The sequence below is a fragment of the Bacillus sp. LJBS06 genome (assembly GCF_016924995.1).
Classification (GTDB): domain Bacteria; phylum Bacillota; class Bacilli; order Bacillales; family Bacillaceae; genus Bacillus; species Bacillus stercoris.
This window is the reverse complement of the sequence record NZ_CP070483.1, coordinates 1,781,060-1,804,046: the sequence shown is the minus strand read 5'-3', so window position 1 is coordinate 1,804,046 and position 22,987 is coordinate 1,781,060. Positions and strand designations below refer to the sequence as shown.

The 22,987-nt window shown below is 42.5% G+C and carries 23 protein-coding genes; all 23 read right to left on the bottom strand.

The window, feature by feature from the left end; all coding sequences use genetic code 11:
* Positions 1 to 13: 13 nt before the first annotated feature.
* Complete coding sequence (truB, locus tag JQX68_RS09315; RefSeq protein ID WP_040083158.1) at positions 14 to 943, bottom strand: tRNA pseudouridine(55) synthase TruB; 930 nt, start codon at positions 941 to 943, stop codon at positions 14 to 16.
* A gap of 82 nt (positions 944 to 1,025) precedes the next feature.
* On the bottom strand, positions 1,026 to 1,379 hold the full coding sequence (gene rbfA / locus JQX68_RS09310; RefSeq protein WP_009967251.1) for a 30S ribosome-binding factor RbfA: 354 nt from the start codon (positions 1,377 to 1,379) through the stop codon (positions 1,026 to 1,028).
* 16 nt (positions 1,380 to 1,395) lie between these two features.
* A complete protein-coding gene (locus tag JQX68_RS09305) occupies positions 1,396 to 1,674 on the bottom strand; it encodes a DUF503 domain-containing protein (protein WP_003220950.1) in 279 nt (92 codons plus the stop codon).
* On the bottom strand, positions 1,671 to 3,818 hold the full coding sequence (gene infB, locus JQX68_RS09300) for a translation initiation factor IF-2 (RefSeq protein ID WP_014663997.1): 2,148 nt from the start codon (positions 3,816 to 3,818) through the stop codon (positions 1,671 to 1,673). Before infB ends, JQX68_RS09305 begins: the two co-directional genes overlap by 4 nt.
* 19 nt (positions 3,819 to 3,837) lie before the next feature.
* Positions 3,838 to 4,140, bottom strand: coding sequence for a YlxQ family RNA-binding protein (locus tag JQX68_RS09295; RefSeq protein WP_003220946.1), 303 nt, complete (start codon positions 4,138 to 4,140; stop codon positions 3,838 to 3,840).
* 1 nt (position 4,141) lies between these two features.
* Complete coding sequence (gene rulR, locus JQX68_RS09290; protein WP_014663996.1) at positions 4,142 to 4,417, bottom strand: RNase P modulator RnpM; 276 nt, start codon at positions 4,415 to 4,417, stop codon at positions 4,142 to 4,144.
* A 13-nt stretch (positions 4,418 to 4,430) separates the two neighbouring features.
* Positions 4,431 to 5,546, bottom strand: coding sequence for a transcription termination factor NusA (gene nusA, locus JQX68_RS09285; RefSeq protein WP_014663995.1), 1,116 nt, complete (start codon positions 5,544 to 5,546; stop codon positions 4,431 to 4,433).
* Positions 5,547 to 5,580: 34 nt separating this feature from the next.
* A complete protein-coding gene (rimP, locus tag JQX68_RS09280; protein ID WP_014663994.1) occupies positions 5,581 to 6,051 on the bottom strand; it encodes a ribosome maturation factor RimP in 471 nt (156 codons plus the stop codon).
* A 329-nt stretch (positions 6,052 to 6,380) separates the two neighbouring features.
* Entirely contained in the window at positions 6,381 to 10,694 is a 4,314-nt protein-coding gene (locus tag JQX68_RS09275; protein WP_147771903.1) for a PolC-type DNA polymerase III, read from the bottom strand.
* A 108-nt stretch (positions 10,695 to 10,802) separates the two neighbouring features.
* Positions 10,803 to 12,497: a proline--tRNA ligase gene (gene proS, locus JQX68_RS09270; protein ID WP_147771902.1), complete on the bottom strand. Its 1,695-nt coding sequence runs from the start codon at positions 12,495 to 12,497 to the stop codon at positions 10,803 to 10,805.
* A gap of 32 nt (positions 12,498 to 12,529) precedes the next feature.
* Complete coding sequence (gene rseP / locus JQX68_RS09265; protein ID WP_014663991.1) at positions 12,530 to 13,798, bottom strand: RIP metalloprotease RseP; 1,269 nt, start codon at positions 13,796 to 13,798, stop codon at positions 12,530 to 12,532.
* A 6-nt stretch (positions 13,799 to 13,804) separates the two neighbouring features.
* Positions 13,805 to 14,956 carry a 1-deoxy-D-xylulose-5-phosphate reductoisomerase gene (gene dxr, locus JQX68_RS09260; RefSeq protein ID WP_147771901.1) on the bottom strand — a complete coding sequence of 384 codons (1,152 nt, stop codon included), beginning with the start codon at positions 14,954 to 14,956 and terminating at the stop codon, positions 13,805 to 13,807.
* Positions 14,957 to 15,017: 61 nt separating this feature from the next.
* Positions 15,018 to 15,827 carry a phosphatidate cytidylyltransferase gene (cdsA, locus tag JQX68_RS09255; RefSeq protein ID WP_147771900.1) on the bottom strand — a complete coding sequence of 270 codons (810 nt, stop codon included), beginning with the start codon at positions 15,825 to 15,827 and terminating at the stop codon, positions 15,018 to 15,020.
* Positions 15,828 to 15,830: 3 nt separating this feature from the next.
* The gene (locus JQX68_RS09250) at positions 15,831 to 16,613 is read right to left on the bottom strand and encodes an undecaprenyl pyrophosphate synthase (RefSeq protein ID WP_040083163.1); all 783 of its coding nucleotides are present in this window, start codon (positions 16,611 to 16,613) and stop codon (positions 15,831 to 15,833) included.
* Between the two features lie 130 nt (positions 16,614 to 16,743).
* Positions 16,744 to 17,301, bottom strand: a complete 558-nt coding sequence (gene frr / locus JQX68_RS09245; RefSeq protein WP_014663987.1) for a ribosome recycling factor — start codon at positions 17,299 to 17,301, stop codon at positions 16,744 to 16,746.
* A 1-nt stretch (position 17,302) separates the two neighbouring features.
* A complete protein-coding gene (gene pyrH / locus JQX68_RS09240; protein ID WP_003220923.1) occupies positions 17,303 to 18,025 on the bottom strand; it encodes a UMP kinase in 723 nt (240 codons plus the stop codon).
* A gap of 145 nt (positions 18,026 to 18,170) precedes the next feature.
* Positions 18,171 to 19,052 (bottom strand): translation elongation factor Ts, encoded by an 882-nt coding sequence (gene tsf, locus JQX68_RS09235; protein WP_014663986.1) that lies wholly within the window; start codon positions 19,050 to 19,052, stop codon positions 18,171 to 18,173.
* 101 nt (positions 19,053 to 19,153) lie between these two features.
* Entirely contained in the window at positions 19,154 to 19,894 is a 741-nt protein-coding gene (gene rpsB / locus JQX68_RS09230) for a 30S ribosomal protein S2 (RefSeq protein WP_003220918.1), read from the bottom strand.
* Between the two features lie 143 nt (positions 19,895 to 20,037).
* Positions 20,038 to 20,541 carry a DUF6115 domain-containing protein gene (locus JQX68_RS09225; RefSeq protein ID WP_041521335.1) on the bottom strand — a complete coding sequence of 168 codons (504 nt, stop codon included), beginning with the start codon at positions 20,539 to 20,541 and terminating at the stop codon, positions 20,038 to 20,040.
* A 28-nt stretch (positions 20,542 to 20,569) separates the two neighbouring features.
* Positions 20,570 to 21,334, bottom strand: coding sequence for an RNA polymerase sigma-28 factor SigD (gene sigD / locus JQX68_RS09220; protein WP_003220911.1), 765 nt, complete (start codon positions 21,332 to 21,334; stop codon positions 20,570 to 20,572).
* Positions 21,335 to 21,356: 22 nt separating this feature from the next.
* Positions 21,357 to 21,857 carry a chemoreceptor glutamine deamidase CheD gene (gene cheD / locus JQX68_RS09215; RefSeq protein WP_014476818.1) on the bottom strand — a complete coding sequence of 167 codons (501 nt, stop codon included), beginning with the start codon at positions 21,855 to 21,857 and terminating at the stop codon, positions 21,357 to 21,359.
* A complete protein-coding gene (gene cheC / locus JQX68_RS09210) occupies positions 21,854 to 22,483 on the bottom strand; it encodes a CheY-P phosphatase CheC (protein WP_003231935.1) in 630 nt (209 codons plus the stop codon). The genes cheD and cheC overlap by 4 nt, the downstream gene beginning before the upstream one ends.
* A gap of 18 nt (positions 22,484 to 22,501) precedes the next feature.
* Positions 22,502 to 22,972: a chemotaxis protein CheW gene (gene cheW / locus JQX68_RS09205; RefSeq protein WP_003231938.1), complete on the bottom strand. Its 471-nt coding sequence runs from the start codon at positions 22,970 to 22,972 to the stop codon at positions 22,502 to 22,504.
* Positions 22,973 to 22,987: the final 15 nt, after the last annotated feature.

Sequence of the window (22,987 nt, the reverse complement as noted above, 5' to 3'; positions counted from 1 at the left end):
GGTCACCTTTTTTCTATTGTTCGCTTTTTTGCATCAATACTTTTGCCGGCTTTAACAGCCCTTTTTTCGCAGGATGGGGGAGATAGATCGCCAAACAGCTTCCGGATTCAGTAAAGACGGCAATTCGGTCTTCACTTGTCATTTCAGAAAACTGCTCGGGCGTCTCAAGCAAAGCCCCATTTTCTACTTTCTTAGCTAATGTATCACTTATGATCCATTTCGGCAAATGATTGAGCGCACGTTCAATAGGGACTATATGCTCTTCCACGGTTCCGGATTGGACCTGTGCCTCCAGTTCGTCAAAAGTAAAGCATTCGTCGAGAGAAAAATCTCCGGATGCCGTACGGATTAAATGAGACATATGAGCCGGATATCCGAGCTTTTCACCGATCATGACCGCCAGCGTCCTTACATAGGTCCCTTTGGAGCATGTCACTGTAAACCGGAAGCTTGCGGTTTCTCCATTATGTTTAATCCCGGTTGTCAGGGCAATGTTTTCAATGGTAATCATACGTTTCGGACGTTCTACTTCAATCCCCGCTCTTGCGTATTCGTATAATTTTTTGCCGTTTACTTTTACAGCGGAATACATGGGCGGAATTTGTTCTTGTTTGCCCTTTAAACTGTTTAAAACCTTTTCTGCATCGGCTTTATCAATGTCATGATTGACAGGCTTTGTTTCCACCGTTTCTCCGGTTTGATCCTCTGTTGTCGTTGAAAAGCCAAGCGTTATTTCCGCATCATATGTTTTAGATTTTTCAGTTAAGTATTCGACTATTTTGGTCGCTCTTCCCACACAAATCGGAAGCACGCCTGACACTTCTGGATCGAGCGTTCCCGTATGTCCTACTTTTTTTGTTTTCAACAGTTTTCGGATCTTCATGACACAGTCGTGCGATGTCATGCCAACAGGTTTATGTAAAAGGAGAACTCCGTTAACCATTTGCCTTTCACTCCTTCTTTTTTAGCTTTTTTCTTAAAAACGAAGAAAGAGGACAGACGATATACGCCTATCCTCTCATTTTTTATTCAGATGGTTTCTCTGAATGTAATTCGTGAATCAATGTTTCGATTCGATTTCCGTAATCGATTGATTCATCGAACTCAAATTCAATTTCAGGCGTTTTACGAAGCCTGATGCGGCTGCCGATTTCGGATCGGATAAATCCTTTCGCTTTTGCCAGCCCTTTCAGTGCTTCTTCCCGTTTTTTCTCGTCACCGAGAACCGAGATATACACCTTTGCAATTTGCAAATCACCTGATACACGTACATCCGTTACTGTCAGAAAACCAATTCTCGGGTCTTTCAGCTTGCGGCTGATAATATCACCGAGTTCTTTTTTCATTTGCTCGCCGACACGGTTTGCTCTCATACTCAATTCAATCACCTCTAAGTTAAAACCACTCTGTCCTAGTGATCGTCCGTTCAATTTCAGGAAAAGAATCGATAAACGCTAGGACGCGCTGCAGTTCTTTTTCTGTTTGAACGCGAGAGGAAGAAACAGCGGCGATTCCGAAGCTGGTTCTTTGCCAGGTGTCCTGATAGCCAATCTCCGAAATCGAAACATTGAACTTGTTTTGAACCCTGGTTAAAATCCGCTTCAGAACGGCGCGCTTTTCTTTTAGCGATCCTGCATCATAAATGATGCATTCACACTCCGCAAATCCGATCACGTTCTTTCAATTTCTTGCATGACAAACGCTTCAAGGATGTCACCTTCACGAATGTCATTGTATTTCTTAATTGTAATACCACATTCATAGCCTTGTGAAACTTCTTTCACATCGTCTTTAAAGCGTTTCAGAACATCTACTTCGCCTTCGAAGATGACGACGCCGTCGCGAATTAAACGGAGTCCGCTGTCGCGCGTAATGGTTCCTTCAGTAACATATCCGCCGGCAATTGTACCAATTTTAGATACTTTGAATGTTTGGCGCACTTCTACTTGACCAATCACTTTTTCTTCATATTCAGGATCAAGCATACCTTTCATGGCAGCTTCAATCTCGTCAATTACTTTGTAAATGATACGGTGAAGTCGAATATCTACATTTTCAGCTTCAGCCGTACTCTTAGCATTTCCGTCCGGTCTCACATTAAACCCGATAACAATTGCATTGGAAGCAGATGCCAAGATAATGTCAGATTCAGTAATCGCACCAACGCCTGTATGGATGATTTTCACTTTAACGCCTTCTACTTCAATTTTTTGAAGTGCAGCCGTTAAAGCTTCTGCAGATCCTTGAACGTCAGCTTTTACGATGAGATTGATGTCTTTTACATCACCTTGTTTAATTTGCTCGAATAAGTCATCAAGACTGAGCTTCGCTTTATCGCTGCGCTGCTCTTCAAGCTGTTTCGAAGCACGGGCTTCACCGACAGAACGAGCTGTTTTTTCATCCTTAAAGACAAGGAATTGGTCTCCCGCTTGAGGGACATCATTCAAACCGGTAATTTCAACCGGAGTAGACGGACCGGCAGTTTTTACACGGCGGCCAATGTCGTTGACCATCGCACGGACACGGCCAAATGTATTGCCGACTACGATCGGATCACCGACATGCAGTGTTCCAGTCTGTACGAGCAATGTCGCGACTGACCCTCTGCCTTTATCGAGTTCAGCTTCAATAACCGTTCCTTTTGCCTGACGGTTCGGGTTCGCTTTCAATTCCTCTACCTCACTGACAAGCAAGATCATTTCAATGAGCTCATCAATGCCTTTTCCAGTTAAAGCGGAAAGCGGCACAAAAATGGTTTCTCCGCCCCAAGCTTCAGGGACAAGTCCGTATTCCGTCAGTTCTTGCATCACACGGTCAGGGTTTGCGGATTCTTTATCAATTTTATTCACAGCAACGATGATTGGAACCTCTGCTGCTTTTGCATGGTTAATCGCTTCTACTGTTTGCGGCATTACACCGTCATCGGCAGCTACGACGAGAATCGTAATATCCGTTACTTCTGCACCGCGTGCACGCATCGTTGTAAATGCGGCGTGGCCCGGTGTATCCAAGAACGTGATTTTCTTGCCGTTCTCTTCAATTTGATAAGCGCCGATATGCTGAGTGATACCGCCTGCTTCTCCTTCAACAACCTTTGTTTTACGGATGCTGTCAAGAAGCGTCGTTTTCCCATGGTCAACGTGGCCCATGATTGTTACAACAGGTGGACGAATTTCAAGATCCTCTTCTTTATCAGGCTCTTCGTATTTTTCCAGCTCTGTTTCTTCAAGCACAATGACCTCTTCTGTTTCAACACCATATTCTGATGCAATGAGTTCGATTGTGTCTTTATCAAGCTCTTGGTTAATGGTTGCCATTACGCCAAGAAGCATCAGCTTTTTAATGATTTCTGAAGGCTCTTTGCCAAGCTCTTCAGCAAGTGCGCCAACTGTTAAAGTGCCAGAGAATGTAATTTTCTCAGGAAGCTCTTTTTTCGGTTTTACAGGCTTTTGCTGATGTTGGTTTTTATTGTTGTGGTTGCGTTTATTTTTTTTGTTGTTGTTATTCTTCTTGTTTTTGTTAAATTGATTATTCTGCACGTCATTCTTCTTTCCGTCTCGAATTTTATTTGGTTGATTTCCAGCTGATTGCTGATTAACCCCTTGTGGCTGTTTGTTTTTGTTCGTTTCTGCTGGCTTTTGAGATTTAGCGGCAGCGCCGCCTTTTTTATATTTGGCATCAAGCTTTTTAATGGCCTTTTCTTCTAGCATGGCCATGTGATTATTCACTTCTAAATCCATGTTTTTCAGTGCGGTCAAAATTTCCTTACTTGAAACATTTAACGCTTTTGCATATTCGTATACTCTCATTTTAGCCATTCGTTCACCCCCAAAAATATTAATCGAGCAAGCTGATCAGCTTATTCGCAAAACCTTGGTCAGTGACGGCGACAACGACACGGGCTTCTTTACCGATAGAGCGTCCAAGAACCGCGCGACTCTCGACTTTTTTATAAGGGACTTTATAATAATTGCACTTGTCGGTTACTTTTTTTGCTGTGTTAGATGATGCATCCTCAGTAAGCAGGACAAGCTTTGCACGCGCATTCCTGATTTCTTTTATCACCAAGTCTTCGCCTGACACGACCTTACGAGCTCGATTGGCCAGACCCAGCAAGGGAAACCATTCCATTCCAGACATTTTATTTTTTCACCTTTTCCGCCAGTTCCAGCAATTCATCGAAAATCTGGTCATCGATTTGTGATTGAAATTGATTTTGCAAAGTGTTTTTCTTTTTTGCTGCTAAGATGCACTCTTTATCCAGCGTTAAATAAGCACCCCGCCCGTTCTTTTTGCCGGTCGGGTCTACTGAGATATCGCCTTCTTTCGACCGTACAACTCGGATCAGTTCCTTTTTAGGCTTCATTTCACCAGTCACTACACATTTGCGTAATGGGATCTTTTTGTGTTTATTCACCTAAAGTCACCTCTTATTCATCCGATTCAGCAGTTTCAGGCTCTGTAAAGAGCGGCTCATCGTCTTCTTCAAGTTCTCTCGGATAGATTCCAAGTTCTCTTGCGTCTGTTTCGCTCTTAATATCAATCTTCCAGCCTGTCAGTTTAGCAGCTAAGCGTGCGTTTTGTCCTCTTTTGCCAATCGCCAAAGACAGCTGGTAATCAGGAACAATAACAGTTGTCGCTTTTTCTTCTTCATTAACGATGACATCAAGCACTTTGGAAGGGCTGAGCGCATTCGCGACAAATTCTACAGGATCACTGGACCAGTTGACAATGTCAATTTTTTCACCTTTTAATTCATTGACGATTGCTTGCACACGCTGGCCTTTAGGGCCTACGCATGAACCGACAGGATCCACATCAGGATCATCTGTGCGGACAGAAATTTTTGAACGGTCGCCGGCTTCTCTGGCAACAGATTTTAGCTCGACAGTTCCATCATAAATTTCAGGCACTTCAATTTCAAACAAACGCTTTAACAGGCCTGGATGTGTTCTTGACACGTAGATCTGCGGGCCCTTCGTTGTTTTTTCTACTTTTGTGATAAATACCTTAATGCGGTCATGAGGCTTGTAGCTTTCATTCGGCATTTGCTCATTAACCGGCAGCAAGGCTTCTATTTTGCCTAAAGACACGTAGATAAATTTATTGTCCAGACGCTGGACGATACCTGTCATGATGTCTTCTTCACGGTCGATAAATTCAGAATAAATCACACCGCGCTCAGCTTCGCGCACACGCTGTGTGACGACCTGCTTTGCTGTTTGAGCAGCTATACGCCCGAAATCCTTAGGAGTTACTTCGATTTCGACGACATCGCCGACCATATATTCCGGATGGATGCCCTGCGCTTCTTCGATCGAGATCTCTAATCTCTGGTCGTATACTTCGTCAACGACATCTTTTCTTGCAAATACACGGATGGAGCCAGTTTCACGGTTTAGATCCACCCGTACATTTTGCGCTTGATTAAAATTCCGCTTATAAGCAGAAATTAACGCAGCTTCGATTGCTTCAATGATAATTTCTTTACTGATGCCTTTTTCTTTTTCAAGAATCGTGAGAGCATCTAATAATTCACTGCTCATTTAACGGTCTCCCCCCTTAAAACATTTGTATTCATTAGAATGTAACAGCTAATCTTGCATTAGCTATCTTTTCATACGGAATATTGACCCGTTTCTTTCTTGTTTTGATCGTGATCTCAACTGTCACTGTTTGTCCATCAAATTCAGCCAGTTCACCTTCAAACACTTTTACGCCTTCAATAGGCTCGTACGTCTTAATGTATACATTTTTTCCAAGTGATTTTTCGAAATCGGCTTTTTTCTTTAGCGGACGCTCAGCTCCTGGAGATGAGACTTCAAGAAAGTAATTTTGGCTAATTGGGTCTGCCTCATCAAGCTTTTCGCTTAAAGCTTCGCTTACTTTGGCACATTCCTCAATATCCACACCGTCATCGGAATCAATAAACACGCGAAGGAACCAGCTTTGGCCCTCTTTGACAAATTCAATGTCAACGAGTTCCAGCTGAAGGCTGTCTACGATTGGCTGAGCCATTTCTTGAACGGTGTCAGTCACTTTTTTGCTCATGTTCTTCCTCCTTGTGCTGTCGATCTCATATTCGTCTCGTCACTCTGCATAAAAACCCTGCTTCAAAAGAGCAGGGGCTAAAAAGTAAACGATGAACATGTCGAGACAAAATTCTCTTGTTCAATACAAAAGAGCGGGTTTCCCCACTCTTTGCCTCGGTAATCGTTAGCATTTCCAATAAAACTATACCATAACCATATTTTTATTGCAAATGGATATACGCTTACCTTCATACCTAAGCAAGTGACAGAAACTCTAATAATACGATGACACTTTTTGCGCATATGTATGCATAGAAGCAGAATTTCCGAGAAATTCTGCTTTCCATGTTAAAACAGTGACAATTGGTTTTGATCAGGCAGTGATTCCAGACAGCCATGGCGATCTAAATACTCTAAAATGGTTTTTGATACTTTCCCTCTCTTTTGCAAATCTTCTTTTGAGAGGAATTCACCTTCTTCGCGAGCTTTTACAATGTTCAAAGCAGCGTTCGTTCCTAATCCAGGGATAGAGTTAAACGGCGGGATAAGACTGTTGCCGTCAATAATAAACTCTGTAGCGCTGGAGCGATATAAATCGACTTTTTGGAATGAATAGCCTCTCTCACACATCTCAAGCGCTAATTCTAAAACAGTCAGAAGGTTCTTTTCCTTCGGTGAAGCATCAAGTCCTTTAGCGTTTATATCCTCCATAACCGCTCTGATTGCTGTAGAGCCCTTGATCATTGTATCGATATCAAAGTCGTCTGCACGAACGGTAAAATAAGCCGCATAATATAAAAGAGCATGGTGCACTTTAAAGTAAGCAATGCGGACTGCCATTAATACATATGCCGCGGCGTGGGCTTTCGGGAACATGTATTTAATCTTTTTACAAGAATCAATATACCAGTCTGGGACATTGTTATTTTTCATTTCTTCTTCCCATTCAGGCGTTAATCCTTTTCCTTTACGCACAAATTCCATGATTTTAAAGGCAAGGGACGGCTCAAGGCCTTGATAGATTAAATACACCATAATGTCATCACGGCAGCCGATAACCTCACTCAGCTCACAAATATTATTGTGGATGAGTTCCTGCGCATTGCCTAGCCATACATCAGTTCCGTGAGACAAGCCTGAAATCTGAACGAGCTCTGAAAAAGTTGTCGGCTTAGTATCTTCAAGCATCTGCCGGACAAATCGGGTTCCGAATTCAGGAATTCCAAGCGTGCCCGTTTTACAGCCAATCTGTTCTTCCGTCACACCGAGTGATTCGGTTCCCTGGAAGATCTTCATCACTTCAGGATCATCCGTCGGAATTGTTTTTGGATCTATTCCGCTTAAGTCTTGAAGCATCCGAATGACAGTCGGATCATCGTGTCCGAGAATATCCAGTTTTAACAGGTTGTCATGAATGGAGTGGAAATCAAAATGAGTCGTTTTCCACTCTGAACCTGTGGCATCTGCCGGGAACTGAATCGGTGAAAAATCATAAATATCCATATAATCCGGAACTACGATAATACCGCCGGGGTGCTGTCCAGTTGTACGTTTTACACCTGTGCATCCCTGTACGAGCCTATCTATTTCGGCACCGCGCATATGAAGATCATTGTCTCCGGCATAGCCTTTTACATAACCGTAGGCTGTTTTTTCTGCCACCGTGCCTATTGTACCCGCACGATATACATTGTCTTCTCCGAACAGCACTTTTGTGTAATTGTGTGCCTGCGGCTGATATTCTCCCGAGAAGTTCAAATCGATATCAGGTACTTTGTCCCCTTTAAATCCTAAGAACGTTTCAAATGGAATATCATGGCCGTCTTTTTTCAAAGGTGTTCCGCAATGAGGACATGTTTTGTCAGGCAGGTCAAAACCAGAACCGACAGAACCGTCATTAAAGAACTCAGAATGCTGGCACTCAGGACAAACATAGTGCGGCGGCAGCGGGTTTACCTCGGTAATCTCAGTAAGTGTCGCAACTAATGAAGATCCTACGGAACCACGGGAACCAACGAGATACCCGTCATCTAGTGACCGTTTTACAAGTTTGTGAGAGATCAAGTAAATAACAGCAAAGCCGTGGCCAATGATACTCTTTAATTCTTTTTCAATCCGTGCTTCGACAATTTCAGGCAGCTCTTCCCCGTAAATGCTTCTTGCACGCTGATAGCTCATTTCTCTGATCTCTTCATCGGCGCCTTCGATTTTCGGCGTATATAAATCATCTTTAATCGGCTTGATGTCATCAACTAAAGATGCAACCTTTTGGGTATTGGTGACTACGATTTCCTTCGCTTTTTCTTCGCCTAAGAAAGAAAAAGCTTCAAGCATTTCGTCTGTCGTTCTGAAATGCACTTTTGGCAGCTCGTGCCTGTTCAGCGGATTTGCCCCGCCTTGTGAGGATATTAAAATCTTTCTGTAGATTTTATCCTCATCATTCAAGTAATGAACATTTCCCGTAGCAACAACCGGTTTATTAAGCTTTTCCCCCAGTTTGGTGATATTCGCAATAATTTCTTTCAGCGCTTTTTCATCGCGGACCAGTTCAAGCTCCAGCAAGTGACGGTACACTTCAGGCGGCTGAACCTCAAGATAATCATAGAATGACGCGATGTCTTCCACCTCTTCAGGCGATTTTTGCATCATTCCCTCAAAAACCTCTCCCCTGTCACAGGCTGAACCGATCAGAAGCCCTTCCCTGTATTTCTCAAGCTGAGATCTCGGAATACGCGGCACTCTGTAAAAATAATGAATATGAGAAAGTGACACAAGCTTAAATAAATTTTTGAGTCCCGTGCTGTTCACAGCAAGCAATGTAGCATGATACGGTCTTGATCTTTGATAAGCATTGGACTGACCCATATTTTCATTCAGCTCATCATGGTACTGAATGCCTTTTTCAGCTGCGTCTTTCAGCATTTTCAGAAGCAAATAAGCAGTCGCCTCAGTATCATAGATCGCACGGTGGTGCTGTGTGAGTTCGATATCGAACTTTTTACAAAGCGTGTTCAGCCGGTGGTTCTTAAATTCCGGATAGAGAAAACGGCCAAGTTCAAGGGTATCAATGACCGGGTTTTTAGCTTTATCGACTTCAAGAAGCTTTTTGTAGGCTACATTTAAGAACCCCATATCAAAGCTAGCATTATGAGCGACAAGGATATCATCGCCAATCCATTCCCTAAAATCTCTTATGACATCTACGACATCCGGAGCGTCGCGCAGCATATCATCGGTGATGCCTGTCAGCTCTATAATTGTGGCGGAAAGCGGACGATGCGGGTTCGCAAACGCCTCAAATTTATCAATAATTTCTCCGCCTTTTACTTTTACTGCAGCCAGCTCAATAATGGTATCGTATACAGCAGACAATCCTGTCGTCTCAACGTCAAAAACAACATATGTTTCTTCCTCGAGCAGACGATGTGCGGCATTATAAGCAATTGGCACGCCATCATCCACGAGATTCGCTTCCATCCCATAAATCATTTTAATTCCATGCTTTTTGGCCGCAGAATACGCATCAGGGAAGGATTGAACGACAGCATGGTCGGTCAAAGCGATGGCCTCATGCCCCCATTTTTTCGCTTGTTCGACAAGCTTTCCGATACCCGTAACAGCATCCATTTGGCTCATTGGGGAATGAAGATGCAATTCCACTCTTTTTTCTCCTTCAGGTGCTGAATCTTCACGGGTTTTTGCTTTTATTTCGTTTACGTCATTTGCGATCATGACAAGATCTCTGACAAATGTATCATTTTGAATGCTTCCGCGTGCTTTTACCCACATTCCTTTTTTCAGAGACCTCATCAGTGCCGCATCTTCTTTTTCACGTGCAAACATTTTGATTAAAATACTATTTGTATAGTCTGTAATTTTAAAGATGCACAGCGTGCGCCCGCTTTTCAGCTCGCGCGTCTCCACATCAAACACATAACCTTGGACCGTAATTCTCCGTTCCTCGTCCATGATGCTGTCAAGTGTCCGGATTTCCTCGTTATCTTTAATCTGATAACCGATGACTAGAGGACCAGATGGAGCTTGGTCTTCATCACTTTCTTTATCTTTCTTCTCCATTTCAATCAAGGCCTGCATAGCCCGCTCTTGGTCTTCTGCAAGCTTTTGCTCCCGAAACTTTTGAACTTCCTGCTCGGATACAAATATTTCAGCATCAAGCTGAAGATCCGGAAAGCCAAATTGACGGTAGCCTGCTTGAATCATGGAACTGTATTTGTTCTTTAGCGCAGCCGCTTCTGTATCCGTTTTGGTTTTGACAATCAGTTTATTGCCCTTCAGCTTCGGTTTTTGCTGGTTTAAAAGACTGATAATCGGCGGCGAAATGCCCTGCAGTTCTTCAATGCAGCGTGACCAGTAGTCTTGAACAATACTTTCACTGACCTCGTTATCCTGAACTTCAATTGAAGATGTCACTTTTGCTATGTGGGCAAACGATTGCGTCAGCCTCGTTGTTAATGTGTCATATATTTGAAAAGGCAGCAAAGATTTAAATTGAAAATGAAAATGCCAAGACTTAGAAGCTTTGTGTATTGTCAGCTTTTTAATCTCGCCATCTTCAAAGTATGTCATGAAGGTATCATCTGTCATATTAATCTGCTGCAGAAGAATTTGAAACTGCCTTCTGTTTACTGATAACTGTTCCATTAAGACAGTATCCCTCCCTAAAAACATCATAAGTGAAGGTACCTCAGGCAATGAGGTACCTTCTATTATTTCTATTTTAACATGTTTTTTGATAAATCGTTATGGTGATTACTGCTTGCTGATAAATGAGGATAATTCGTCTACTGAAATCTCAGTTGACTCACCTGTTTGGCGGATTTTCACTTCGACAATGCCTTCGTCAGCCCGTTTTCCAACAGTGATGCGAATTGGAAGGCCGATTAGATCTGAATCAGCGAATTTTACGCCGGCACGCTCAGCACGGTCGTCATAGAGCACTTCATAGCCTTCAGCTTTTAAATCGGCATACAGCTTTTCAGCAAGCTCTCTTTGCCCATCGTTTTTCATGTTCAAAGCAAGAATATGAAGATCGTACGGTGCAACGCTTTTTGGCCATATTAAGCCTTTTTCATCGTGATGCTGTTCAGCAATAGCAGAAAGCGTTCTTGACACGCCGATTCCGTAACAGCCCATCATCATTGGCTGCGCGCGTCCATTTTCATCTAAATATGTCGCATTCATCGCTTCTGAATAGCGTGTTCCGAGCTTAAAGACTTGTCCGACCTCGATCCCTTCAGCAAAACGGATCGTTCCTTTGCCGTCTGGTGAAGGATCACCTTCTTTAATAAAACGAAGATCTGCAAACTCTTTAATTTGGGCGTCACGGTTCACATTGACATTTTGATAATGATGATCTCCTTCATTTGCTCCGGCAACCGCATTGACCATTGCCTTCACAGCTTGATCGGCATACACTTCCACATCCTGATGAATACCGATAGGGCCAACAAACCCTGGTTCTGTTCCGAGCTGCTGAATGACCTCTTCATGTGTGGCAAGCTCTACAACCTCTGCATGAAGCAAATTTTTCACTTTAATATCGTTCACTTCATGGTCCCCTCTAACAAGCACTAGGACAAAACGGTCATCGGCTTTAAACAATACTGACTTAATACATGCTTCAGCAGAAACCTGTAGGAACGCAGTCAGTTCTTCAATTGTTTTCACGTTAGGCGTATGAACCTTCTCTAGAGCTTTTGGTTCTTCATTTGAAGGGACTTCCTGGTAAAGAACTTCAGCCATTTCGATATTAGCCGCGTACTGTGATTCATCAGAATACGCAATCGTATCCTCTCCGATCGCAGAAAGCGCCATAAATTCGTGCGTATCCTTTCCTCCCATTGCGCCTGAATCAGCAATAACAGGTCTTACATTAATGCCGCAGCGGGCAAAAATATTTGAATAAGCCTCATACATTTTTTGATACGTTTCATCCAGGCTCTCTGCAGATGCATGGAATGAGTACGCATCCTTCATAATAAATTCGCGGCCTCTTAACAAACCGAAGCGAGGACGTTTTTCATCTCTGAACTTAGACTGAATTTGATACAGAGTCAGAGGGAGACGCTTATAAGATTTAACCTCATCGCGAACAAGCGAAGTGATAACTTCTTCATGCGTTGCCCCTAAAGCAAATTCACGGCCATGACGGTCTTTTAGTCTCATCAGTTCGGGACCATACGTATACCATCTGCCTGATTCCTGCCATGTCTCAGCCTGCTGCAATGCGGGCATGAGCATTTCTACGGCATCAATTTTCTCCATTTCTTCTCGAACAATCTGCTGAATGTTTTGAATCACCTTATACGCAAGAGGCATATAGCTGTATACCCCGCTCGTATTCTGTCTGATAAATCCTGCTCTCAGAAGAAGCTGATGACTTTTTGCTTCGGCATCAGCTGGAACTTCACGGAGCGTAGGGATAAGCGTCAAGCTTTGTCTCATTTCTTCGCACCTCTGATTGATTTACTTTTCGTTTACAAAAACAGCCGCTGGATATCGTTCCATGTGACGACCAGCATAAGAAGCATTAAGAAGGCTACTCCGATAAACACAACAAATGCTTCTTTTTCCCTGTTAATCGGTTTGCCCCGAATCGCTTCAATAAATAGAAATAACAGTCTTCCCCCGTCAAGTGCCGGAATCGGAAGCAAGTTGACAATCCCAAGGTTAATGCTTAAAAACGCAGCAAACTGAAATAAGTTCACTATCCCTGTTTTCGCCACTTGGTCTGTCATATCATATATGCCGACAGGACCTGACAGCATATCAAGTTTAAATTGGCCTGTTACTAATTTGCTCAGATTGGTTAAAATGGCTTTGGTGACATCAACGGTTGATGTCGCGCCATAAGCCACCGCTGAAAGAACGCCTTTTTCAGTCGGCGCATAGGAGCCGAAACGTCCGATTGTTTTTTTATTCTCATCTTTAACAGCTTCCGGAGTCACTGAAATATGAAGCGTTTTGTTATCTCTTTTTACTGCAACGTCCATTTCTTTTTCCGGGTTTTCTTTTACAGCGGAGACAATGTCAGTCCAAGACCTCATTTTTTCTCCGTTGATGCTTTGGATGTAATCCCCTTCTTTTAGCCCTGCTTCGGCCGCCCGTCCATTGTCTGTCAGCTGTCCGAGCATAGGCTCATTTGACGGTACACCTTGAATCAGCCCAAGCATCACTAAAATGACGTAAGCTAAAATAAAGTTCATAATCGGTCCTGCAGCAATGGCTTTGATCCGCTTCCACACAGGTTTGGAACCAAATTGGCGATTATACGGCGCAATCTGCACTTCTTCTCCGTCTACAATGAAAAAGGATGTTTCGCTGACCGTAAAGCTGGAAAGTTCGTCCTCTTTCCCTTGTTCATAACCGGTAATCTTCATGTCATGCTCTAAATCCGCTGTTTCCACTTCAATGACTAAAGCATCCGGATATTTTTCCTTTTGATTGATGATGACTTTCTCAACTTGATCTTCTTTATTAAACAGAAGCCCAACCGTGTAACCGGGTTTCACCTCAATCATTTCCGGATCTTCGCCGGCCATACGAACAAATCCGCCGACCGGAAGCAGCCTGATCGTATAAACTGTTTCATTTTTTTTGAAAGAAAAAATCTTTGGACCGAAGCCGATCGCAAATTCACGGCAGAGAATTCCCGCTCTTTGGGCTAGCAATAAATGGCCCAGTTCATGGAAGAAAACGAGCGTTCCGAAAATAATGATAAACGCTATAACTGTATTCACGAACATACCACCTTATGTGAGTATTGAATTGACGTATCCCCGGGTATCTTTGTCCACTTCTTGAATGTCCGCCAGGCTCGGTTTTTTCAGTAATTGATGGCGGGTTAGTGCCTTTTCGATACAGTCTTCAATAGCCAAAAACGGTATCTTGCCGGCTAAAAAGGCAGCGACAGCTACTTCATTTGCCGCATTTAGCACTGTCGGCATTGTTCCTCCTATTTTACCTGATTCAAATGCAAATTGTAAGCATCGGAACCTGTCAAAATCAGCTTTCTCAAAATGAAGGCTGCCGATTTCCCATAATTCAAGCCTTTTCGCATCTGGTAATGGCAACCGGTCAGGATATGTGAGCGCATATTGAATTGGGACTCTCATATCCGGAGTTCCAAGCTGCGCGATCACACTTTTATCATGAAACTCAACCATTGAATGGATGATGCTCTCCTTATGTAAAACCACATCAATTTGTTCATAAGGTATATCGAAAAGCCAATGTGCCTCGATCACCTCTAATCCCTTATTCATCATTGTAGCCGAATCAATTGTAATTTTTGCACCCATTGACCAATTCGGATGTTTTAATGCATCCTCAACAGTTACTGATTCGAGCTCCTCCCGCGTCTTGTCCCGAAAGCTTCCGCCTGATGCCGTAATGATGAGGCGTTCAATGTTTTTGGCCTGTTCGCCTTGGAGGGCTTGAAAAATGGCTGAATGCTCACTGTCAACAGGCAGCAGCGGAACATCATATTTCTTAGCATGTTCTTTTACTATATGCCCTGCAGTGACAAGAGTTTCCTTATTTGCAAGCGCAATTGTTTTTTTCTGTTCAATCGCCTTTAATGTCGGGATTAGGCCAACGCTGCCGAGCAAAGCATTGACAACAATGTCAACCTCCTCCATTGCTGCTGCTTCTATCAGTCCTTCTTCTCCCAGCCCGATTTGGCATTCAAAAGAAAAAGACATTTGTTTTAGTTTATGATATGTATCCAGATCACCGACAGAGACAAATTTCGGCTGAAAGGCCTCAATCACCGGAACGGCCTTATCAATATTTCTGCCAAACGACATAGATACCAGCTGAAATTGATCTTGATGCGCACGCAGTACGTCAAGAGTCTGTTCGCCGATTGATCCTGTTGCTCCTAAAAGACAAATATTTTTCAAAGTTGCCACTACTCCTATTCTTATTGCTGCATGATCAGTCTCATATTCATATTAGACTTTTTTATGAAAAAAGGGCAAGCAGAAAGTACAAGAAAGGCATGACAAACAAGAAACTGTCAAAACGGTCTAATATACCGCCATGCCCGGGAAGAATATTCCCAGAATCCTTTACATCGTAATGTCTTTTCAAGGCGGATTCCACTAAATCTCCAAGTTGTCCGAAAACAGACAAAAACAGCGTGATCAACAGCAGATAGATATACGGGATCGGAAGTTGTGCCACAAGCTGAAAAATCGTCGCCAATACAAGTGCGATGACAATTCCGCCTACAAAACCCTCCACTGTTTTGTTCGGACTGATTTCAGGCCACAGTTTTCGCTTCCCAAGCGCTTTACCGACAAAATATGCACCGGAATCAGTGGACCAAATGACAACACATGCATAAAAAATGTATGTTAATCCGTATTGGTCAAGATTTCTGATTTCGATAAAATAATGAAAACACATTCCGATGTAGATTGCGGCAAGCGTAATAAATCCGACTTCATCAAAAGTAAAGGTGTTCTTGACCAACACTGTGTAAGTCAGCAAAAGCAATACCGCAAACAAAGCGATTTCCATTTTGGAAATTCCGTCCGCGTCGAAAAGCGAATACTGGCTTGGCAATAAGAACATCCACAATAATAAAAGACCGATCAAACCCGGCAGTGAAATCATCTTCAGCTTTTTCATCCGTAAAAGTTCAAAAAGCGCCACACTGCCCATAGCATAAATTAATATGGTGAACGGCAATTTCCCGACAATAACCAAAAATAAAAATACAATTGCTGCCAGAACACCTGTCAAAATTCTTTGTTTCATGTCCACCATCCTCTAAATTCCGCCAAACCTCCGGCCTCTCTGCTGAAACTCTCCTAACGCCTGTAAGAAGTGATCTTCTTTGAAATCAGGCCACAAGACGTCAGTAAAGACAAATTCACTGTAGGCCACCTGCCATAGCATAAAGTTACTCAGTCTTATCTCGCCGCTCGTTCGAATTAAAAGTTCAGGATCCTGCAAAGATTCAGTCATTAAATAAGTAGAAAAAAGCGATTCATCAATGTCTTCAATATTCAAAGAGCCTTCCTTCACTTTTTCCGCGAGTGATTTTGCAGCAGTGACAATTTCAGTACGGCCTCCATAGTTAAGGGCAAAATTAAGGATCATTCCATCATTTTGCGCCGTATCCTGAACAGCCTTTTCAATCGCACGCAATGTATGCGCCGGCAAAGCTGTTTCATCCCCAATGATCCGAACCTGTACATTTTCCTCAACAAGCTCTGGAAGATACGTATTCAAAAATTCTTCCGGAAGCTTCATTAAAAAATCGACTTCCATTTTCGGTCTTTTCCAGTTTTCTGTTGAAAATGCATACAAAGTCAGCACTTTGACACCTAATTCGTTTGCGAGCTTCGTTGTCCTTTTTACCACCTTCATCCCTTCATGGTGGCCTGCAATTCTGGGAAGAGAGCGTTTTTTAGCCCAACGGCCATTTCCATCCATGATAATGGCGATGTGTTCGGGAATTTCTCCCTTAAGTATGTCTTCTTTTGTATAACGTTCTAAGTTGGAAGCCGCAGTTTGCTGATTCTTCCAATTTTTGAGTATGTTGAGCATGAGATTCCTCCGTCACCCAAAAAGGTTACATTCCCTGCTGATAATCAGTGTAATCAACAGTATTAACAAAAAAACCCCCTGTAAACATGAGAGGGTCTTTTCACTATTATCTATTGTACATAGTTTTTCATTAAACTTCCATGATTTCTTTTTCTTTGTCTTTTGTGACACTGTCAATTTTTGACACATATTCATCTGTCAGTTTTTGAACGTCTTCAGTGGAAGCACGCAATTCATCCTCAGTAATGTCTCCGTTTTTCTCAAGTTTTTTGAGATCATCGTTAGCATCACGACGAACGTTACGGACAGCTACTTTTGCTTCTTCAGCATATTTTTTTACAACTTTCACTAATTCTTTCCGTCTCTCTTCTGTTAGTGCCGGAATTGCAATTCGAATCATATTGCCGTCACTTGTCGGTGTAAGACCTAAATCAGCTTTTAAAATCGCTTTTTCGATATCGCCGATTGCTGTTTTGTCGTATGGCGTGATAACGAGCATACGAGCTTCAGGCACATTAATAGAAGACAACTGATTTAAAGGTGTCTGTGCCCCGTAATATTCAACCGATACTTTATCTAATAAAGATGGATTTGCACGGCCTGCGCGTACAGTAGCCAATTCGCGCTGATAAGCAGCAATTGCTTTTTCCATTTTTTCTTTTGTTTGAGTTAATACTTCTTTTGACACGTTATTTCCCCCTCACGATCGTTCCGATTGATTCACCGATAACGGCACGTTTGATATTTCCTTCTTCCATAATAGAAAAGACGATAAGCGGAATGTCATTATCCATGCATAAAGATGATGCTGTTGAATCCATGACTTCCAGGCCGTCTTTAAGAACGTCAAGATAAGAAAGTGATTCATACTTAACAGCTGATTCATCTTTTCTAGGATCAGCATTATACACACCGTCAACATTATTTTTAGCCATCAAAATAACGTCTGCCTCAATTTCAGCAGCCCGCAGTGCAGCTGTTGTATCAGTTGAGAAATATGGGTTTCCTGTGCCCGCAGCGAAAATAACGACACGTTTTTTTTCTAAGTGGCGTATCGCTTTTCTTCTTATGTACGGTTCAGCAACTTGTCTCATTTCAATGGATGTTTGCACTCTGGACTGGATTCCGAGTGTTTCCAAGCTGTCTTGAAGAGCAAGCGAATTCATAACTGTCGCCAGCATCCCCATATAGTCAGCAGTCGCACGGTCCATGCCCAGGTCACTTCCTGTTTTTCCGCGCCATAGGTTGCCGCCGCCTACTACAACAGCCACTTCGACTTCAAGCTCAGCGATTTCTTTCACTTGCTTTGCAATGGATTGAATGACAGTTGGGTTAATTCCGTTTCCCTGTTCTCCTGCCAATGCTTCCCCGCTAAGCTTTAATACGATACGTTTGTATTTTGGTTTTTCCATGATAACCTCCAAGTGTAAACATTGCCGTTTTCTATTATGCAAGAGAAAAAAAGGTTTGTAAATATAGTTTTAAAAATAGGGAACACAAATTGTGTCCCCTATACTGCCTGAAAAGTCGCGACTTGGCCGCGAAATCTTTTCGCCATTATTTTTTCACTTGGTTCATTACTTCTTCAGCAAAGTTTTCTTGACGTTTTTCGATGCCTTCTCCAACTTCGTAGCGGACATAAGTTTGAACAGTTGCGTTTTTCGCTGCAACAACTTGTTTCACTTTTTCATCTGGGTTTTTAACGAACGCTTGGTCTAAAAGACAAATTTCTTCGAAGAATTTGTTCAGACGGCCTTCAACCATTTTCGCTACGATGTTTTCAGGTTTGCCTTCTTGAAGGGCTTGCTGAGTTAGGATTTGACGCTCATGGTTAGCTTCTTCTTCAGAAACTTGATCACGAGAAATGTAACGAGGGTTAACCGCAGCAACGTGCATTGCGATATCTTTCGCAATTTCTTCGTCAGTTGTACCGTTAAGAACAGTTAATACACCGATGCGGCCGCCCATGTGAAGGTAAGCACCGAATGCAGAGCTGTCGTCTTTTGTAAGAACTGTAAAGCGGCGAAGAGTGATTTTCTCACCGATTTTAGCAACTGCGCTTGTGATGTACTCTTCAACAGTAGAGCCATTTTCCATTTTTTGACCCATTGCTTCTTCAACATCTGCAGGTGCATTTGCAAGAAGGTGGTCAGCTAAAGTGTTAAGAAGCTCTTTGAAGCCTTCGTTTTTCGCAACGAAGTCAGTTTCAGAGTTTACTTCTAGGATAACACCTTTGTTGCCGTCAGTTTTAATAAGAGTAGAACCTTCTGCTGCGATACGGTCAGCTTTTTTCGCTGCTTTTGCAATCCCTTTTTCTCTTAAAAGGTCAATTGCTTTGTCCATATCTCCGTCAGTTTCAGTTAACGCTTTTTTACAATCCATCATGCCCGCGCCAGTTTTTTCACGCAGTTCTTTTACTTGCTGTGCAGTAATTGCCATTTGTATTCCTCCTTATATGTTTAAACAAGAGTATGTATATTACACATTTTTCTTGAAAAAAGGTGATAAAAGGCAGTCCCTCTTATCACCTTTTGAATAGGTTACGCAGTTGTTGTTTCTGTTTCTGGTGCAGTTTCTTCAGCAACTTCCGCTTCTTCTTCGCCTTGCTTCGCTTCTAAGATTGCATCTGCCATTTTAGAAGTTAGAAGTTTAACAGCGCGGATAGCGTCATCGTTCGCTGGGATTACAACATCGATTTCATCTGGATCACAGTTAGTATCTACGATACCGATGATAGGGATGTTTAATTTGCGAGCTTCCGCAACAGCGATGCGCTCTTTGCGAGGATCGATGATGAATAATGCATCAGGAAGATCCTTCATATCTTTAATTCCGCCTAGGAATTTTTCAAGACGCTCTAATTCTTTTTTCAATTGAACGACTTCTTTTTTAGGAAGTACATCAAACGTACCGTTTTCTTGCATTTTTTCAATGTCTTTAAGACGTTTAATACGTTTTTGGATTGTTTCAAAGTTTGTTAATGTACCGCCCAACCAGCGTTGGTTGACATAGTACATGCCAGAGCGTTGAGCTTCTTCTTTAACAGAATCTTGAGCTTGTTTTTTTGTTCCGACGAAAAGGATTTTTCCGCCTTCAGCAGCAAGATTTTTAGTGAAGTTGTAAGCTTCCTCTACTTTTTTGACTGTTTTTTGAAGGTCAATGATGTAGATTCCGTTACGCTCCGTGAAAATGTAACGCTTCATTTTTGGGTTCCAACGGCGTGTTTGGTGACCGAAGTGAACACCAGCTTCAAGCAATTGCTTCATAGAAATGACTGACATGTTATTTCCTCCTAGTATAATGGTTTTTTTCCTCCGCTTAGGTCATTTTTGTGCAGAACTGCCGCCTGCAGCACCCTCTGCATAAATCGTTAAGCGTGTGTATTTAACACCAAGACATAATATAACACAGCTTTATCCGACAATCAAGAATCCTTTACACCTTTGGAGCGAAATTTTAAAAATAGCTCGATTTCTGTCTTTCCGCTCTTCAGTTTCTGAGCAATTTGACTTGCCGAATACCCCTGTTCATATAATTCTAGGACCTGGTCTTCAAATGATGGGACATCACTGTTTACGATCTCTTCCCGACGGTCAACCTCAGTAATCAGACCTTCAATATGTTCAGGAAGGTTCTCTATTTCTTGAACTGCATCCTGCTCTGGATGTTTTTCAAAGTGCTGAAGATCTGTCTTTTGAGATTCTGCGTCAGATTGACTTGAAGATGGAGCGGCGTTTTCTATCAGTTTCTCATTTTCTTCTTTTAATTCAAGGAGAAACGCGGCCAAGGTATTTTCCGTCTCTTCAAGTATCTGCTTTTGCTGTTTTTCTGTTTCTTTCACTGCAGCGAGCCTCGTATACAGGATAATGACAGCGTACAGAAGAACGCCGTGGAGCGTAAAGCTTAAAAGCCATAATAGTGTTGACATGTTTTTCACTCGCTAACCATGAAATTCATTATTGAATCACTTTTTCCAGCAGATTCTTTAGTTTAAATAATGCCTTTGAATGGATCTGTGATATGCGGGACGTAGAAAGATTTAATACTTGTCCGATTTCTGTCAGTGTCAGCTCTTCTTTGTAGAACAAACTGACAACCAGCTGTTCTTTTTCAGAGAGTTCGTGAATTTTTTCAGCAAGCTGTGCAATCAGTTCATCCTTCATAATCTTTTCTTCAGGCGGAACATTTTTGTCATCTCTGATCATGACTTGAATGTTTTCCCCGTCATCTTGATCATGGAGCTTTTCATCAATTGACAGCAGATTTGCAAAAAAACCTTCATTCATTGTTGACACTACATCCTGTACCGTCATTCCGAGTTCCTCTGCAATTTCCGCGGGCGATACATTCCGAAGATAACGCTGTTCAAGCTTTTCAATTGCTGCTTCAACCTTCTTTGTTTTTTCGCGTGAGGTTCTGGGCAGCCAATCTTCTTTACGAAGCCCGTCTATGATTGCGCCGCGAATTCTAAACGAGGCGTAGGTATCAAATTTTAAGTCCCGGCTGGGGTCAAATTTTTCAAGGGCATCATATAAACCAAGCATACCAAGGCTCATTAGATCGTCTTTATGCACTGATTTCGGCAGTCCGACAGAAATTCTGCCTACATGATATGTGACAAGCGGCATGTAACGGCGCATTAAGTCGTCACCGGCTTTAGGATCTTTCCACTCTTTCCAGCGCGTCCAAAGCACCTGATCTTCATAATTCAAGGATTGCATTGTTATCCCCCTAATACCTTAATTAAATCGTTTTTTCACCTTGTTTAACAGTTCGAATATGCAGCATGCAGGACTTCGGTTCAAATTCTATCGTCCGGCCGCTTGAGCCGCCCGTATCTTCACTAATAATAGGAATATTAAATAAAGACAGCTGTTCTTTTATCGCTAATACATTTCTCGGTCCGATCTTCATCAAATCATTTGTCGATTTAAATTTAAACATCTCTGATCCGCCGGCCAGCTTTGCTTTTAATGCAAATTTCCTACATCCCGCTTCTATCAGCATATCAATCGTGGTCTTTACGGCAGTGTCAGCGTACTTAGCCCGGTTAAGCTCTGCAGTTTTCGATAACGTCGAATCCGGCAGCATGACATGAACAAGACCCGCCGTTTGCTTTTCTTTATCATAAAGCACCAGCCCCACACATGATCCTAAACCAGAGGTCCGAATGGTATCCGGGAAGCGGGCGATCTTCACATCAGCAATCCCAACCTTTATAACAACAGCCTCAGTTGTACTCATAATGATGCACCTAAAGCGACAAAGAGCTTTTCAAATGAATCATAGTCCGGCAGCATAAACATATGCGCTTTCAGCTCTTGCTGATGGCTTTGGTCAAAAATTGACGTGTCGACCACAATGGCGTGTTCTCCAACCTGACTGAGCTCCATCAGCCCTTCGCTGATCACAGCTCCGAACATGTCCAATGAAACTTCAGGAACACTTGGATAAAGCTGGAGTTTCGTCAAATCCGCCAAAGCTGTTAAATATGATCCCGCTAAAATATTGCCCAGTTCATGCAAAGCGGATGAGCTCATATGATCTTCACCTAAGTCCTCTATATCAAAATCAGGGTTTCCAATCAGCTCTCTGATAAATTGCTCCGCCTGAAAAAAAGGCATTATAAAGAACATCGAACCCGTTAAATCGCCTTCCATTCTTAAAAAGATGCTGGCAACCGGGACATCAGCACCGCCGAAAAAATCGACAAGCTCATCAAAAGACAGCAGCTTTGCAAATGGGACTTCCATATCTATCTTTCTATTTAACAGCTGGGCCATTGCAGAGGCGGAGTGGCCGGCGCCTATATTGCCGACTTCCCGCAAAATGTCCATCTGCTCTTCTTTGATTCCATTAAAAATACTCATGTCATAACCCCTTTAAGATTAAGCTTGATCGGGCACAGCGGACTGAGATGATTCTTTATCCAAAACCGCGTTCGCATCAATAATATTTAAGAGTCTGTTCTCTTGTTTCACAATCTGTTCGATCGACACATCCGTATCTTTCTGAACGCCTTCTGGAGCGGATTCTATTTCACTTTCGTGTACGGTTATCACATCATTCGCTTCATCCACAATCCAGCCGACTTCAATATCACGATAAGCAATAATGATAATTCGTGTTTCATCGGTAATTTCATACTCTGGCAAATTCAGGCGCTTTCTTAAATCAATAACCGGAGTCACCACCCCGCGCAAATTGATTACCCCGCAAATATATGGTTCGACGCCAGGTACCCTCGTTGGCTTTTGCCATTTTTCAATTGATTTCACCTGAGTGACGGAAATGGCATATTCTTTTCCATTTACCATAAAGACAATCATTTTTTCGCCTGTTTTAATTTCTGCAGTCATGTGAGACACCTCCTC

Excerpts from the sequence above, each read along its gene's own strand:
- JQX68_RS09295 (WP_003220946.1), bottom strand. The coding sequence starts at position 4,140 with ATGTCTGGAATGGAATGGTTTCCCTTGCTGGGTCTGGCCAATCGAGCT.
- rimP (WP_014663994.1), bottom strand. The coding sequence starts at position 6,051 with ATGAGCAAAAAAGTGACTGACACCGTTCAAGAAATGGCTCAGCCAATC.
- JQX68_RS09250 (WP_040083163.1), bottom strand. The coding sequence starts at position 16,613 with ATGCTCAACATACTCAAAAATTGGAAGAATCAGCAAACTGCGGCTTCC.
- proS (WP_147771902.1), bottom strand. The coding sequence starts at position 12,497 with ATGAGACAAAGCTTGACGCTTATCCCTACGCTCCGTGAAGTTCCAGCT.
- tsf (WP_014663986.1), bottom strand. The coding sequence starts at position 19,052 with ATGGCAATTACTGCACAGCAAGTAAAAGAACTGCGTGAAAAAACTGGC.
- rpsB (WP_003220918.1), bottom strand. The coding sequence starts at position 19,894 with ATGTCAGTCATTTCTATGAAGCAATTGCTTGAAGCTGGTGTTCACTTC.
- truB (WP_040083158.1), bottom strand. The coding sequence starts at position 943 with ATGGTTAACGGAGTTCTCCTTTTACATAAACCTGTTGGCATGACATCG.
- cheC (WP_003231935.1), bottom strand. The coding sequence starts at position 22,483 with ATGAGTATTTTTAATGGAATCAAAGAAGAGCAGATGGACATTTTGCGG.
- infB (WP_014663997.1), bottom strand. The coding sequence starts at position 3,818 with ATGGCTAAAATGAGAGTATACGAATATGCAAAAGCGTTAAATGTTTCA.
- JQX68_RS09275 (WP_147771903.1), bottom strand. The coding sequence starts at position 10,694 with ATGGAACAGTTATCAGTAAACAGAAGGCAGTTTCAAATTCTTCTGCAG.
- JQX68_RS09225 (WP_041521335.1), bottom strand. The coding sequence starts at position 20,541 with ATGTCAACACTATTATGGCTTTTAAGCTTTACGCTCCACGGCGTTCTT.
- sigD (WP_003220911.1), bottom strand. The coding sequence starts at position 21,334 with ATGCAATCCTTGAATTATGAAGATCAGGTGCTTTGGACGCGCTGGAAA.
- cdsA (WP_147771900.1), bottom strand. The coding sequence starts at position 15,827 with ATGGTGGACATGAAACAAAGAATTTTGACAGGTGTTCTGGCAGCAATT.
- cheD (WP_014476818.1), bottom strand. The coding sequence starts at position 21,857 with ATGAGTACAACTGAGGCTGTTGTTATAAAGGTTGGGATTGCTGATGTG.
- nusA (WP_014663995.1), bottom strand. The coding sequence starts at position 5,546 with ATGAGCAGTGAATTATTAGATGCTCTCACGATTCTTGAAAAAGAAAAA.
- pyrH (WP_003220923.1), bottom strand. The coding sequence starts at position 18,025 with ATGGAAAAACCAAAATACAAACGTATCGTATTAAAGCTTAGCGGGGAA.
- cheW (WP_003231938.1), bottom strand. The coding sequence starts at position 22,972 with ATGACTGCAGAAATTAAAACAGGCGAAAAAATGATTGTCTTTATGGTA.
- rseP (WP_014663991.1), bottom strand. The coding sequence starts at position 13,798 with ATGTTCGTGAATACAGTTATAGCGTTTATCATTATTTTCGGAACGCTC.